The sequence below is a fragment of the Streptomyces cinnabarinus genome (assembly GCF_027270315.1).
Lineage (GTDB): Bacteria > Actinomycetota > Actinomycetes > Streptomycetales > Streptomycetaceae > Streptomyces > Streptomyces cinnabarinus.
The window spans coordinates 7,817,272-7,831,705 of the sequence record NZ_CP114413.1; the positions used below are offsets into that span (position 1 = coordinate 7,817,272).

Genomic DNA, 14,434 nt, shown 5'->3' on the forward strand with positions numbered 1-14,434 from the left:
GCCTCGGTCATGACCTTGGCAGTCTCTCCACATCACGGGGAGCGTCCGTACTGGCGGAAACACCAAAGATCCGGATCGCGGAACAACAATTCCGACGGAGTCTCAGTCCTCCAGTGGCGCCGTCCGCGGCCATGGACGCAGCCGCTCCAACTGGGCCGCCAGCTCCAGCAGATCGGTCTCCGAGCCCGGACGCCCCACGAGCTGTACGGCGCCGGGGGCGCCGGAGGGCAGGGTGCCGGCGGGGAGGACCAGGGCGGGCCAGCCCGTGAGGTTCCAAGGCGGGGTGAACGGCGAGTAGTTGGTGTTCGCCAGGACATTGCGCAGCCAGCCCCGCTCGTGCCAGGGCGCGGCCTGCGGGGAGCGGCGGGCCAGCGCCGGGGTGAGCAGGACGTCGTACTGCTCGAAGAACGGTTCGAGGCGTCGGCGCAGCTCCTGGCGGCTCTCGCCGTCGCGGACCCGGCCCACGAAGCGGCGCCCGATCGCCGCGTGGACCCGGGTACGGCGGGTCAGCAGGCGTCGGTCCAGGCTCTGCGCGTCGACCGAGGTGCCCGCCGTCCAGTGGGCGAGCGAGGTGAGGCTCAGCGAGAGCGGGTACGGGGGATCGGCGCGGCGCACCTGGTGGCCCGCCTTGATCAGCAGGCCCGCCGTCTCCCGGGCGGCCGCGCGGTAGGGGGCGCTCACCGCGATCCCGGCGATCGGGCTGCGCAGCGACACCGCGATCCGGCGCGCCGTCGGCTCCGGCCCCGGCGGGAGTTCCGCGCCGGCCAGTACCGACAGCATCAGGCGGGCGTCCTCGACGGTCGTCGCCAGCGGCCCGTTCTCCGACATGCCGAACCAGTCGCCCTCACCGATGCCCGCCGGTACCAGCCCCTGGCCCGGCTTGAGGGTGACCAGACCGCAGTTGGCCGCGGGTATGCGCAGCGAACCCATGCCGTCGTTGCCGAGGGCGACCGGCACCAGGCCCGCGGCGACCGCCGCCGCGCTGCCGCCAGACGAACCGCCCGCGGAGCGCGAGGTGTCCCACGGGTTGCGGGCGATGCCGTGCACGCCGTCCGTGGTGCCGAAGACACACAGCTCCGGCACATTGGTCAGCCCCACCACCACGGCGCCCGCCGCACGCAGCCGCTCGACGGTGACGTGGTCGCCGGGGCACGGAGCCTCCGAGGTCGCGGCGGACCCCACGCGCAGGGACTCACCCGTCACCGCGAGATTGTCCTTCACCGCCACCGGCACGCCCGCCAGCGGCAGTTCGTCCAGATCACCGCGAGCACCCAGCGCCTCGGCCTCGGCGAGCGCCGCCTCCCCACGCACCTTGCGGAACGCCCCGACCCGCCCGTCCAGGCGTCCGATCCGCGCGAGATGCTCCGCCACCACCTCCCGAGGCGTGACCCGCTTCTCCCGCACGGCAGCGGCGATCTCGACGGCGGTACGGCCGACCCAGGTGGTCATGGGGGGCTCCTTCGGTGCTGCGCAGGGGTGCGAACAGGCGTTACTCGCGGGTACGTCGAGGAGAACTCTGCCTGCCGCCAAGCCCCGCGTCGAGAGTGCGGATCAGCGCAGATGCCGCTCGAAGAACGCCGTCGTCGCCGCCATCGACCGCGGCCACTGCGGGCCGAAGGTGTGGCCCTCGCCCGGGTACTCGCGCAGTTCCACGTCCTTCCCGGCCGCCTCGAACGCCGCGACCGTCCGCTTCGACCAGGCGAGCGGGCAGGTGTCGTCGGCGGTGCCGTGGTGGATGAGCAGGGGCTCGGTGACCCGGTTCACGAAGGTCAGCGGTGAGACGTTCCGCCAGAACTCTGGGTTCTCCTCCGGCGTACCGTGCGCGGCGTCGATCTCCGCGGCGATCGGGTCGCCCTCACCGCGCTGGAACCGGTCGATGTTGTCCTGCGGTCGGCCGCTGACCGGCGCGAAGACCACCGCCGCGTCGACCAGACCGGGCGCGACGACCAGGGTGTTGTACACGACCCCGCCGCCCATCGAGCGCCCGAGCAGCCCGATCCGGTCGGTGTCGATCTCCGGCCGAGCCGAACCGCGCAGGGCCAGGACGGCGCCGATGACGTCCGAGGTGTAGCCGAGGCGCAGGTTCACGTTGTTGTCGGGGTCGTCGTCGGAGCGGGCGTGGTTGCGGTAGTCGGAGTGCAGGACGACATAGCCCTCGCGGGCGAGCAGGTCCTGCTCGCGGGCCAGGCCCCGGCCGGTGGTGTAGACGGCGGGGTCGATGTAGCCGTGCGCGAGCACCAGCGCCGGGAACGGCCCCTTGCCACGAGGGATGTTCATCAGCCCCGAGATCGTCAGACCGTCGCTCTCGTAGGTCACCGCGTACGAGGTGTAGGCGTCGGTGCGGGCCAGGACGGTGCCGAGGCGGAGGCCGGAGCCGGTGTGGTCGCGCTGGATCAGGGCCTGGATCGAGACGGGGTCCACGGGTGTGGGGGTGGGGGTGGGAGAGGGGGACGTCGCCGTCGCACGGGGGGTGGGGCTTTCGGGCGCGCTTTCCTCCCCACCGCCGGTGCAGCCCGTCGCCAGCAGCAGCGACAGCCCGGCGGCGGCACTGGCCAGTCCCCGCAGCCGCATACGGCCATTGTCCCCCGGGTACGAGCGCGGCGGGAGCAGTTCAGCTCCTTCGGGCTACCCCCGTGCTGTCCCGCTCGATCAACCGCGGCACCGGCACCCGTACCGTCCGCGCCGGGCCCCCGTCCAGCAGTGCTGTCAGCTCGCGGGCCGCCGTGCGGCCGAACTCCACGCTGTCCCGGGACAGGGCGGACAGCCAGGGCTTGACCATGCGGCACAGCGCCGAGTCCTCCCAGGCCACCACCGACACCTCGGCCGGCACCGAGAAGCCCAGCTCGGTGGCTGCGGCGACACCGGCGACGGCCATCACGTCGTTGTCGTAGATCAGCGCGGTAGGGGGAGCGTCGGCCCGCAGGACCCGCCGGGTCACCGCCGCTGCCGCCGCGTCGGAGTAGTCCGTGGTCACCGACTGCACCTCGGTGAGACCGCGCCGCGCGGCCTCGGCGGCCAGCGTGCGGATCCGGCGCTCGGTGTGCGCGAGACCGGACAGGCCCGCGATGTGCACGATCCGGCGGTGGCCCAGGGCGTGCAGCCCGTCCACCACCGACGCCATCGCGCCCGCGTCGTCCGCCCACACCGTGGAGAGACCCGGATGGCGTTCCTCGGGCGCGCCGCCGATCACCACGGCGGGCAGGCCCAGTTCGTCGAGGAGGTCGGGCCGGGGGTCGTCGGTGCGGGGGTCGACCACCAGCACCCCGTCCACCCGGTGCTCGGCCCACCAACGCCGGTACACCGCGCACTCGTCGGCGACGTCCTCCACCACCTGGAAGAGCAGCCCGAGGTGACGCTCGGCCAGCACCTCCTGTATGCCGGAGACCAGTTGGAGGAAGAAGGAGTCCACGCCGAGCGTGTCCGCGGGCCGCGCCAGCACGAAGCCGACCGTCGCCGCGCCCTCGCCGGACAGCGCCCGCGCCGCCGTGCTCGGCCGCCAGCCCAGCTCCTCGGCCACCTGGCGCACCCGCTCCCGGGTCTCCTCCGAGACCCCGGCCCGCCCGTTGAGCGCGAACGACACCGCGCTCTGCGAGACCCCGGCATGCCGCGCGATGTCCTTCATCGTGGGCCGCCGGGCCGGTGACCGCCTGCCTGTCACGGGGTTCCTCCATTCCTCCGACACATTCCGGCCACCAGTGTGCACTAATGCGGTTCAGCTGCGTCAACCTAATGCGTATTAGTCACTAATGCAATTAGCGGTGCGCGATGCATTGACGGGCCCGTGCGGCGCCGTGCAAGGTCTGTCGTCGTCGACCGAATCCACCCCGAAGGAGGCCGGTTCACGGTGCCCGTTTCCCGCAGAAACCTCGCTGCCGCTCTCGCCGTCTGTGTCGTCCTGCCGCTCAGTGCCTGCGGCTCCGGGGACGACGGAGGGGGCTCGTCCGACGCCTCCGGCAAGATCGAGGGCGACATCACTTTCCAGACCTGGAACCTGAGAGCGAACTTCAAGGACTACTTCGAAGGGCTGATCGCCGACTTCGAGAAGGAGTACCCGGGGACCAACGTGAAATGGGTCGACCAGCCCGCCGAGGGCTACGCCGACAAGATCAGCGCGGACGCGGCCGGCGGCACCCTCCCCGACGTCGTCAACGTCTCGCCCGACCTGGTCGCCCCGCTCGCCAAGGCGGGCCTCGCCCTGGACCTGGACAAGGACGCCGCCCAGTACAAGAAGGAGTACCTGGACGGCGCCTGGGCCAGCCACCGGATACCGGGCATGGACGGCACGTACGCCTTCCCCTGGTACCTCAACACCGGCCCGCTGTTCTACAACAAGTCCCTGTTCGAGGAGGCCGGGCTCGACGCCGACCGGCCGCCGACGACGTACGACGAACTCTTCGCCAACGCCCTGACCATCGCGGAGAAGACCGACGGCAGGGTCGCCACCCTCGCCAACGTCCCGACCGTGGAGGACTTCGGCCGCTACGGCGTCCCGCTGATGAACGCCGAGGGGACGGCCTTCGCCTTCAACGACGCCAAGGGGGTCGAACTCCTCACCAAGTACAAGGAGTTGTACGACGCCAAGGCGCTCGACCCGCAGGCGCTGACCGCCACCCCGGAGTCGTCCGGGAAGAAGTTCCTCACCGAGGCCGTCGCCATGAACCCCGGCAGCGCCCTGGACCTCGGCAACTTCAAGAAGCAGGCGCCGAACCTGTACAAGAACATCGGGATCACCGACCAGATCACCAGCACCGGGCACGTGAACATGTACGTGATGGGCGTGATGGTCAACGCGCAGACCGAGCGGAAGCCCGCCGCCGTCGCCTTCGCGCACTACGTCACCGACGCCGAGCACCAGATGTCCTTCGCCAAGAAGGTCGCGATCTTCCCGAGCACGGCAGGGTCGCTGGACGACCCGTACTTCACGAAGGAGGACGGGACCGACGAGACACGGGTGCGGATCGCCGCCGCCAAGTCGCTGAAGAACGCGGTCAATTACACGCCGGTGCTGTTCAGCGAGCAGATGAAGACCGAGCTGCGCAACGAGGTCGCCAAGGCGCTCCAGGGCAAGGAGAGCCCGAAGGAAGCTCTTGACAACGCTGTCGAGGCCTGCGACCGGCTCCTCCAGCAGCAGGGGTAGCGATGTCCACCGTGTCCCGGGTGCGGCGTCAACTGCCGCTGAGCCCCTGGCTGTTCGCCGCCCCCGGCCTGCTGGTCATCGGCGCCTTCATCCTCTATCCGTTCCTCTCCACCCTGGTCAACGCCTTCACCGACCGACGCACGCTGATCGAGGGCGAGTTCATCGGCCTCGACAACTTCCGCGAGCTGCTGCACGACGACATGTTCTGGATCGGGCTGCGCAACAGCACGCTGTACGTCCTCGGTGTGGTCCCGGCGCTGGTGATCCTGCCGCTGCTGCTGGCCATGCTCGTGCAGAAGAACATCCCCGGCATCGCCTTCTTCCGCTCCGCCTTCTACACCCCGGTCGTCGCCTCGATCGTCGTCGTGGGCCTGATCTGGGTGTGGCTGCTCGACGAACGCGGCCTGGTGAACTCGCTGCTGGAGACGATCGGCGTCGGCCGGGTCGGATTCCTCAGCGACCAGTGGCTGCTGCTGGTCAGCGCCATGGCCGTCACGGTCTGGAAGGGCCTCGGCTACTACATGATCATTTATCTGGCGGCCCTCGCCAACGTCCCCCGCGAACTCCACGAGGCCGCCGCGGTCGACGGCGCGGGTGCCGTACGGCGCTTCCTCACGGTCACCGTCCCCGCGGTCCGGTCGACCATGGTGCTGGTCGGGGCGCTGTCCTCGGTGGCCGCCTTCAAGGTCTTCTCGGAGGTCTATCTGATGGCCGGGCCGAGCGGCGGCCCCGCCGGTGAGGACACCACGCTCGTGATGCTCGTCCAGCGCACCGGCACCGGTCTGACCGGCCGCGTCGGCTACGCCTCCGCGATCTCCGTCGTCGTCTTCGTCGTCACCGTCGCGCTGATGCTGCTCGTCCTGCGCGCCGACCGCAAGGAGGACGGATGAGCGTCATCGAGAAGGCACGGCCACAGCTCGCGCAACCCGAACCCCGGGTCACCGACGAACACGGCAAGCGGGTGCGCGTCTGGGAACTCGCCCTGCGCTACGCCCTGTTGCTCGCGGTCCTCGCCCTCACCATCGGCCCGTTCCTCTGGCAGCTGTCCACCTCGTTGAAGGGCCCCACCGAGGACATCTACACCTCCCCGCCCAAGTTCCTGCCGGGCGACCCCAACCTGCACAACTACGAGCGCGTCGCCGACACCATCCCGGTCTGGGACTACGCCCTCAACTCGCTCAAGGTCGCCACCGCCAACGTCGTGACCAACTGCGTCGGCGCGGCCCTCGCGGGCTACGCGCTGGCCCGCCTGCGCTACCGGGGCCGCCGCGCCGCCACGCTCGCCTTCATCCTCGCGATGCTGGTCCCCGTGGAGGGCATCATCATCGCCCAGTTCACCACCATGCGGGAACTCGGCCTCAACAACACCCTCGTCGGCGTGGTGCTCCCTGGCTCCATCAGCGCGCTGAACGTACTGCTGATGCGCAACGCCTTCCTCAACCTGCCCTACGAGATCGAGGAGGCGGCCTTCGTCGACGGCGCCAATGTGTGGCAGCGGTTCGTACGGATCGCGCTGCCGGCCGTGAAGGGCACCCTGGCCGTCGTGGCGATCTTCGCCTTCATGGGCGCCTGGGACGACTTCCTGTGGCCGCTCATCGTGCTGAGCGACCCGTCGAAGTTCACGCTCACCATCGGCCTCAACTATCTGCACGGCACCTTCGCCAACGACGAACGGCTCGTGGCCGCGGGCACGGTCATCGCCGTCGCCCCACTGATCGCCCTCTTCGCCTGTCTCCAGCGGTACTTCTTCCGGGGGGTCGGCGAGGGAGCGGTGAAGGGCTGACGCCCCATCCCGTGTGTGACCTCCCGTGTGTGACAAGGACACTGCATGCCTGCTGCCGTGCGCTTCGGCGTCAACTACACCCCGAGCGTCGGGTGGTTCCACCACTGGCTCGACTTCGACCTGGACGCCGTGCGCGCCGACCTCGACTCGATCGCCGCGCTGGGCCTGGACCACGTCCGGGTGTTCCCGCTGTGGCCCTACTTCCAGCCCAACCGCGCCCTGATCCGCGAGCGGGCCGTCGCCGATCTCGTACGGCTCGCCGACGCCGCCGCCGAACGCGGGCTCGACGTCAACGTCGACGGTCTGCAGGGCCACTTGAGCAGCTTCGACTTCCTGCCCGCCTGGACCCGCACCTGGCACCGGCGCAACCTCTTCACCGACCCCGACGTCCTCGACGGCCAGGCCGCCTATCTGCGCACCCTCGCCGCGGCCCTCGCCGACCGGCCCAACTTCATCGGTATGACCCTCGGCAACGAGGTCAACCAGTTCGCCGCCGGCCCGCACCCCGACCCCGACCGGGCGACCGGCGCGCAGATCGACGCCTGGCTGGAACGGATGCTCGCCGCCTGCGAGGAGGGCGCCCCCGGACGGCTCCATCTGCACGCCGAGTACGACGCCACCTGGTACCAGGACGACCAGCCCTTCACCCCGGCCCAGGCCGCCCGCCGGGGCGCGGTCACCGCCGTGCACTCCTGGGTGTTCAACGGCACCGCCCAGCGACACGGCCGCTCGTCCGTGCCCACCGAGCACCACGCCGCGTATCTCGTCGAGCTGAGCAAGGCATGGGCGGACGATCCACGACGGCCGGTCTGGCTCCAGGAGGTCGGCGCGCCCGCGCCGCTGATCCCGCCCGAGCACGCCGCCGCCTTCACCGAGGCGACCGTCGCGCACGCCCTGGACTGCCCCGACCTGTGGGGCATCACCTGGTGGTGCTCCCACGACGTGTCCCGGCAGCTCGCGGACTTCCCGGAACTGGAGTACGGGCTGGGGCTGTTGACCAGCGAGCGGGTGCCGAAGGACACGGCCCGGGTGCTGGCGGACGCGGCGGCAGGCAAGCCGGGTCCGGCCGCCGCGCGCACCACCGCGCTGGTCGTTCCCGCCGATCCCTTCGCCCGGTCCCGGTGCGCGCCCGGCGGCCCGGTCTTCGACGCGTACTTCCGCCTGGTCGCCGACGGCGTCCGGCCCACCACCGTTCTCGACACCCGCGCCCACGACCAGGACCATCTCGCGGCGCGCGGCATCACCGAAGTGGTCACTCCCGACCAGGTACTCCCCACCCCCCAAGGAGGCACCCGCTCGTGAAACCCAGCAGACGCACGGTCCTGATCGCCGGGGCCGCGGCAGCCCTCACGCCCACACTCCCGGCCGCGGCGGCGCGCAAGGCAGCCGCCACCCCGCCGTACGCCTCCTACTGGTACCCGGACTCGCTGCCCTCCGGCACCCCCGGCACCGGTATCACCTGGCGCAGCCTCAAGGCGTGGCGGGCGGCCGACGACGCCGACCTCGCCTTCAATGCCGCGTCCGTCCCGCTCACCGCCCGGTTCACCCCAGCGCCGGTGAACCCGACCGCCCGCTCGGGCCAGGCCCGTATCCAGTCCCTGGTCTCCTTCGGGCCCACGGCGAGCAATCCCTCGCAGGGCTCGGCCACCGCCGACTACTACGCCCTCACCCACTGGTCCTACATAGACGAGCTGGTGTTCTGGGGCGGCTCCTCGGGCGAGGGGCTGATCCTCGCGCCCAACGCCCCGATCGTGGACGCCGCCCACCGCCACGGCGTGCCCGTGCTCGGCAATGTGTTCCTGCCGCCGGTGGCCTACGGCGGGCAGTTGCAGTGGACCCGGGACCTGGTGCAGAAGGACTCCGCCGGGCGCTACCCGCTGGCCGCTCAACTCGTCGCCGTGGCACGGGCGTACGGCTTCGACGGCTGGTTCGTCAACGCCGAGACCGGCGGCGGCAACGCCGCCCTCGCCACCGACATGCTCGGCTTCCTGCGCGAGCTGAAGTCCCGGGCTGCGGCTGCCGGACAGCGGGTGACCTGGTACGACTCGATGACCGTGAACGGCACGGTGAGCTGGCAGGGGGCGCTCAACGCGCAGAACCAGCCCTTCTTCGAGCGAGCCGACGACATGTTCGTGGACTTCCGGTGGACCGCGAGCGGTCTGGCGTCCTCGGGGCAGCGGGCCGAGCAGATCAGGCGCGACCGGTACGAGCTGTGGGCGGGCGTCGATGTGGAGGCGAGCGGCTGGAACAAGTCCGTGAACTGGGACGCGATGGTGCCCAGGGACCGGGCCCATGTCGTGTCCGTCGGGTTCTACCGGCCCGAGTGGACCCGCAACCACCTCCCGGCGGACCGCACTCCGGGACAGTTCCACGCCGCCGACGACCGGTTCTGGAGCGGGCGTTCGCTGGATCCGGCCCGGCCGGACGCCACGGACAGCTGGCGGGCGCCGGCCGTGTCGGTGGCCGACCGGTCGACGGCGACGTCGCTGCCGTTCGCGAGCGTGTTCAACACGGGGCACGGGCTCAGGTGGTACGAGCGTGGGGCGGTGACTTCGTCGACGCCATGGAATCATCTCGGGTTGCAGGACCGGCTGCCCTCGCGGCGCTGGGTCGTGCACACCTCCGGCACCCGGCCCGCTGTGAACTTCGACTTCGCGGACGCCTGGTGTGGCGGCAGCAGTGTGCTTGTCGACGGTGAACTGACCGCGCCGACCGTGCTCGATGTGTACGCGACCCGGCTGCCGGTGGGTGTTGACACGGTTGTCGAGCTGACCCACCGGACCGACGGGGCCGACGCGGGCGCTGTGAACGTCGAGCTGGCCGTCGCCACCGCCGAGCCCGGCACTCCGGGGTCGACACCGCCGTACACCTATTTCCCTGTGAACTCGGTCAACAGCTGGGAGACGGCGACCGTACGGCTCACAGGGCTGACTGGCACGATACGGGCGATCGGGGTCCGGCTCACCCCGGCCGGTGGCAGCGCCGGCCCGGTGCGCTGGCGGCTCGGCGGGCTCGCCGTGCGGTCCGGGGCGGCCACGGCGCCCGCCACTCCCTCCGGACTGCGCGTCACCGGCGCGAGCGGCGGCGATCTGCGCCTCGTCTGGAACCCGGCGCCCGGCGACATACGCCACTACACCCTGCACCGCGTCCTCCCCGACGGCACCCGGCGCTTCCTCGGCGGCACCTGCCAGCGCGCCTACTTCGTGGCGGGACTGCGGCCCGAGCAGGGAGAGACGGCCGCGCGGTTCGAAGTGCGCGCGGTAGGGGAGCTGTACACCACATCAGCCCCCGCGACCGTGACCCACTCCTGGTAACCACCCCGCACCCGGACGACCTACGGAGCACCCCGCATGCATGACGACCGCAGCCTGGTCGAAGCCCGCCTCAAGCGCGTTCTCGACGAACGTGTCCGACCTGCCGTGTACCCCGAGTCCGTACCGCTGGAGGTGGCGGTGTGGCACGCGCCCGGCGAGCCTGTGCCGGTCGCCGAGGGACTCGCGGCCGAGCCCGAGCCGATCGAGGTGGGCGCCCGCTGGGGTGCTCCGTGGGGCACCAGCTGGTTCCGGGTCACCGGAACCGTCCCCGAGGCCTGGGCCGGGCGGACCGTCGAGGCGCTGCTCGACCTCGGCTTCGACGAGAACATGCCCGGCTTCCAGTGCGAGGGCCTGGTCTACCGGCCCGACGGCACCCCGGTGAAGGGCCTCAACCCGCGCAACCAGTGGGTGCGGATCGGCGCGCCCGTCGAGGGCGGCGAGGAGGTACGGCTGCACATCGAGGCCGCATCCAACCCGGTCATCCTCGACTACCGCCCCTTCCTGCCAACCCAGTTGGGCGACAAGAAGACCGCGGGAAGCGAGCCGCAGTACCGGCTCGTCCGGATGGATCTCGCCGTGTTCGACGAGACGGTGTGGGAGCTGGTGCTCGACCTGGAGGTGCTCGGCGAGCTGATGGCCGAGCTGCCCGCGGACTCCGCGCGCCGCTGGCAGATCCTGCGGGCGGTGGAGAAGGCGCTGGACGCCATCGACCTCCAGGACGTGAACGGCACGGCGGCGCAGGCGCGGGCACGTCTGGAGACGGTGCTGTCCGAGCCGGCCGTGCCCTCCGCCCACCGGATCAGCGCCGTCGGGCATGCGCACATCGACTCGGCGTGGCTGTGGCCGCTGCGCGAGACGGTCCGCAAGGTGGCCCGCACCACCGCCAACATGACCGCACTGCTGGAGGACGAGCCCGAGTTCGTGTTCACCATGTCCCAGGCACAGCAGTGGGCTTGGGTGAAGGAGCACCGGCCCGAGGTGTGGGCCCGGGTGAAGAAGGCGGTCGCGGACGGGCGGTTCGTGCCGGCCGGCGGGATGTGGGTGGAGTCGGACACCAACATGCCGGGCTCGGAGGCGATGGCCCGGCAGTTCGTGCACGGCAAGCGGTTCTTCCTCGACGAGTTCGGCATCGAGAACGACGAGGCGTGGCTGCCCGACACCTTCGGCTTCGCCGCCGGACTCCCGCAGATCATCAAGGCGGCCGGTGCCAAGTGGCTGCTGACGCAGAAGATCTCCTGGTCGCAGACGAACAAGTTCCCCCACCACACCTTCACCTGGGAAGGCATCGACGGCACCCGGATCTTCACCCACTTCCCGCCCGTCGACACCTACAACTGCTCCATGAAGGGCAGCGAGATCGCCCACGCTGCCCGGAACTTCAAGGACAAGGGCGTCGCCCGGCATTCGCTCGCGCCCACCGGCTGGGGCGACGGAGGCGGCGGCACCACGCGCGAGATGGTCGCCAAGGCGGCCCGGCTGCGCGACCTCGAAGGCTCGGCGACCGTGGTGTGGGAGACCCCGGCGGAGTTCTTCGCCAAGGCCGAGGCCGAGTACCCGAACCCACCGGTCTGGGTCGGCGAGCTCTACCTCGAACTCCACCGCGCCACCCTCACCAGCCAGGCGAGGACCAAGCAGGGCAACCGGCTCAGCGAACACCTCCTGCGCGAGGCCGAACTCTGGGCCGCGACGGCGGCCGTACGGACCGGATTCCCTTATCCGTACGAGGAGTTGGACCGGATCTGGAAGACGGTGCTGCTCCATCAGTTCCACGACATCCTGCCGGGCTCGTCCATCGCGTGGGTGCACCGGGAGGCGCGGGCGACTTACGAGCGGCTGGCGGGTGAGCTGACGGCGATCATCGACGCGGCCCAGCGTGCCCTCGCCGGCGACGGCTCGACCCCGCTGGTCTTCAACTCCGCCCCGCACATCCGCGAAGGAGTTCCGGCGGGCGGTGCGCGGACGCCGGTCAGCGAGGGCCGGACCACCGTCTCCGGGCGCCGCGACGGCGGACACGTCCTCGACAACGGACTGCTCAGGGTCGAGATCGACGCCCGGGGCCTGGTCGTCTCCGCCCACGACCACGACGCCGACCGCGAGACCATCGCCCCCGGCCGTGCCGGGAACCTCCTCCAACTCCACCCGGACTTCCCGAACATGTGGGACGCCTGGGACGTCGATGAGTTCTACCGGAACACGGTCACCGACCTCACCGACGTGGACGACATCGTCCCCGAGGGCGACGGGGTGCGCGTCACCCGGTCCTTCGGCGGCTCCCGCGTCACCCAACTGCTCTCCCTCGCACCGGGGGAGCGCCGGCTGCTGATCGACACGGAGGTGGACTGGCACGAGACGGAGAAGTTCCTCAAGCTCGCCTTCCCGCTCGACGTGCACGCCGAACGGTACGCGTCCGAGACCCAGTTCGGGCACTTCCACCGGCCCACGCACACCAACACCTCCTGGGAGGCGGCGAAGTTCGAGGCCTGCAACCACCGGTTCGTGCACCTGGAGGAGCCGGGCTGGGGCGTCGCGATCGTCAATGACTCGACGTACGGCCATGACGTGACCCGCACGGTCCGCACCGACGGCGACCTCGGCACGACCACGACGGTCCGCGTCTCCCTGCTCCGGGCCCCCCGCTTCCCGGATCCGGAGACCGACCAGGGCGTGCACCGCTTCCGCCACGCCCTGGTGCCGGGCGCGGGCATCGGCGACGCGGTCCGGGAGGGCTGGCGGGTCAATCTGCCCGAGCGGCGGCTCACCGGCGCCGGGGAGGTCGCCCCGCTGGTCGGCGTCGACCGGGACGCGGTCGTCGTCACCGCGGTCAAGCTCGCCGACGACGGCAGCGGGGACGTCGTCGTCCGGTTCCACGAGGCGCACGGCGGCCGCTGCCGCGCGACGCTCGCAGTCGGCTTCGAGGTCGCGGAGGTCGTCGCCACCGACCTGCTGGAGCGCCCGCTCGCCGACAGCCCGGTGGAGCGCGACGGCAACGGTGTCGCCGTACGACTGCGGCCGTTCGAGCTGGTGACCTTGCGGTTCAGGAGGGCAGAATCCGTGCTGTGAAGATCAACGCGCGGGAACTGAACCGGGCCACTCTCGGCCGTCAACTGCTGCTGCGCCGGGAACCGTTGGGCGTCGCCGATGCCGTACGGCGGATCCTGGCGCTCCAGGCGCAGCAGCCGGCGTCGCCGTATCTCGCGCTGTGGAACCGGCTCGACGGCTTCCGTCCGGCCGATCTCGACGCCGCCTTCGCCGACCGCACGCTGCTCAAGGCGACCCTGCTGCGGATCACCCTGCACGCTGTGCACGGCGAGGACTACCCGCTGGTCCGGGAGGCGATGCGGCCCACGCTGCACGCCACCCGGCTGGGCCACCGCTTCGCCGCCGCGGGGCTGACTCCGTCGGACGCGGCCGAACTGGAGCCGGGCCTGCTGGAGTTCGCGGGGGAGCCGCGGTCGAACGGCGACATGACGGCGTGGCTCGCGGAACGGGTCGGCGAGGAGAGGAAGGACGGGGCGTGGTGGGGGCTGCGGGCCTGGGCACCGCTGGTGCACTCGGTGACGGGTGGGCCCTGGTCGTTCGGCAACTCGCCCGCGTACGTCGCCGGGCCCGGGGACCGGTTCGAGGGCGGGCCCGACGAGGCGCTGCGGGCGCTGATCCCGCGCTATCTGGCGGCGTTCGGGCCCGCCTCGGTGACCGACGTGGCCCAGTTCGCCACCGTTCAGCGGGCCCGCGTCCGTACGGCGGTGGGCGCGCTCGGTGACTCCCTGGAGGAGCTGACGGGCCCCGACGGCACGGTCCTGTACGACGTCCCGGGCGCCCCCCGCCCGCCCGAGGACACCCCGGCCCCGCCCCGCCTGATGGCCATGTGGGACAGCGTGCTGCTCGCCCACGCCGACCGCAGCCGCGTGGTCCCGCCGGACTACCGCCCGCTGGTGACCCGCGTCAACGGCGACGTCCTGCCGACGCTTCTGGTCGACGGACAGGTCGCCGGGGTATGGCGCCCGGCGGAGGCGGGCGGAATCGAGGCGACGGCCTTCCACGAGCTGCCGCCCGAGGCGTGGGAAGGGCTGGCGGAGGAGGCCGCGGCCCTGGTGGAGCTGCTCGCCGAACGGGAGCCGCGGGTCTACAGCCGGTACGGCCACTGGTGGAAGAAGCTGCCGGAGGGTGAGGTGAGGGTGCTGGCCGGATAAGCGGTGCAGC

At 71.4% G+C, this 14,434-nt stretch carries 10 protein-coding genes; 7 read left to right on the forward strand and 3 right to left on the reverse strand.

Features of this window, described 5'->3' with window-relative positions:
- Positions 1 to 102: 102 nt before the first annotated feature.
- The 3 genes from STRCI_RS35275 to STRCI_RS35285 all read right to left on the reverse strand — a co-directional run bounded on the left by STRCI_RS35275 (position 103) and on the right by STRCI_RS35285 (position 3,622).
- Positions 103 to 1,449 (reverse strand): amidase, encoded by a 1,347-nt coding sequence (locus STRCI_RS35275; RefSeq protein WP_269663034.1) that lies wholly within the window; start codon positions 1,447 to 1,449, stop codon positions 103 to 105.
- Positions 1,450 to 1,551: 102 nt separating this feature from the next.
- Positions 1,552 to 2,571, reverse strand: coding sequence for an alpha/beta hydrolase family protein (locus STRCI_RS35280; protein WP_269663035.1), 1,020 nt, complete (start codon positions 2,569 to 2,571; stop codon positions 1,552 to 1,554).
- 40 nt (positions 2,572 to 2,611) lie between these two features.
- Positions 2,612 to 3,622, reverse strand: coding sequence for a LacI family DNA-binding transcriptional regulator (locus tag STRCI_RS35285; RefSeq protein ID WP_269664730.1), 1,011 nt, complete (start codon positions 3,620 to 3,622; stop codon positions 2,612 to 2,614).
- 222 nt (positions 3,623 to 3,844) lie between these two features.
- Here STRCI_RS35285 and STRCI_RS35290 point away from each other — a divergent pair, with 222 nt between their 5' ends.
- From STRCI_RS35290 to STRCI_RS35320, 7 genes are read left to right on the forward strand one after another with little or no spacing between them, the layout of a single operon-like run.
- The gene (locus STRCI_RS35290; RefSeq protein ID WP_269663036.1) at positions 3,845 to 5,137 is read left to right on the forward strand and encodes an ABC transporter substrate-binding protein; all 1,293 of its coding nucleotides are present in this window, start codon (positions 3,845 to 3,847) and stop codon (positions 5,135 to 5,137) included.
- A gap of 2 nt (positions 5,138 to 5,139) precedes the next feature.
- Positions 5,140 to 6,027, forward strand: a complete 888-nt coding sequence (locus STRCI_RS35295; protein ID WP_269663037.1) for a carbohydrate ABC transporter permease — start codon at positions 5,140 to 5,142, stop codon at positions 6,025 to 6,027.
- Positions 6,024 to 6,920: a carbohydrate ABC transporter permease gene (locus tag STRCI_RS35300; RefSeq protein ID WP_269663038.1), complete on the forward strand. Its 897-nt coding sequence runs from the start codon at positions 6,024 to 6,026 to the stop codon at positions 6,918 to 6,920. Before STRCI_RS35295 ends, STRCI_RS35300 begins: the two co-directional genes overlap by 4 nt.
- A gap of 45 nt (positions 6,921 to 6,965) precedes the next feature.
- A complete protein-coding gene (locus STRCI_RS35305; protein WP_269663039.1) occupies positions 6,966 to 8,222 on the forward strand; it encodes a glycoside hydrolase 5 family protein in 1,257 nt (418 codons plus the stop codon).
- Positions 8,219 to 10,234 carry an endo-beta-N-acetylglucosaminidase gene (locus STRCI_RS35310; RefSeq protein WP_269663040.1) on the forward strand — a complete coding sequence of 672 codons (2,016 nt, stop codon included), beginning with the start codon at positions 8,219 to 8,221 and terminating at the stop codon, positions 10,232 to 10,234. The genes STRCI_RS35305 and STRCI_RS35310 overlap by 4 nt, the downstream gene beginning before the upstream one ends.
- 36 nt (positions 10,235 to 10,270) lie before the next feature.
- Positions 10,271 to 13,294, forward strand: coding sequence for an alpha-mannosidase (locus tag STRCI_RS35315; RefSeq protein ID WP_269663041.1), 3,024 nt, complete (start codon positions 10,271 to 10,273; stop codon positions 13,292 to 13,294).
- Positions 13,291 to 14,424, forward strand: coding sequence for a winged helix DNA-binding domain-containing protein (locus tag STRCI_RS35320; RefSeq protein ID WP_269663042.1), 1,134 nt, complete (start codon positions 13,291 to 13,293; stop codon positions 14,422 to 14,424). The genes STRCI_RS35315 and STRCI_RS35320 overlap by 4 nt, the downstream gene beginning before the upstream one ends.
- The last annotated feature ends 10 nt before the right edge of the window (positions 14,425 to 14,434 follow it).

Excerpts from the sequence above, each read along its gene's own strand:
- STRCI_RS35275 (WP_269663034.1), bottom strand. The coding sequence starts at position 1,449 with ATGACCACCTGGGTCGGCCGTACCGCCGTCGAGATCGCCGCTGCCGTG.
- STRCI_RS35280 (WP_269663035.1), bottom strand. The coding sequence starts at position 2,571 with ATGCGGCTGCGGGGACTGGCCAGTGCCGCCGCCGGGCTGTCGCTGCTG.
- STRCI_RS35285 (WP_269664730.1), bottom strand. The coding sequence starts at position 3,622 with ATGAAGGACATCGCGCGGCATGCCGGGGTCTCGCAGAGCGCGGTGTCG.
- STRCI_RS35295 (WP_269663037.1), top strand. The coding sequence starts at position 5,140 with ATGTCCACCGTGTCCCGGGTGCGGCGTCAACTGCCGCTGAGCCCCTGG.
- STRCI_RS35300 (WP_269663038.1), top strand. The coding sequence starts at position 6,024 with ATGAGCGTCATCGAGAAGGCACGGCCACAGCTCGCGCAACCCGAACCC.
- STRCI_RS35305 (WP_269663039.1), top strand. The coding sequence starts at position 6,966 with ATGCCTGCTGCCGTGCGCTTCGGCGTCAACTACACCCCGAGCGTCGGG.
- STRCI_RS35315 (WP_269663041.1), top strand. The coding sequence starts at position 10,271 with ATGCATGACGACCGCAGCCTGGTCGAAGCCCGCCTCAAGCGCGTTCTC.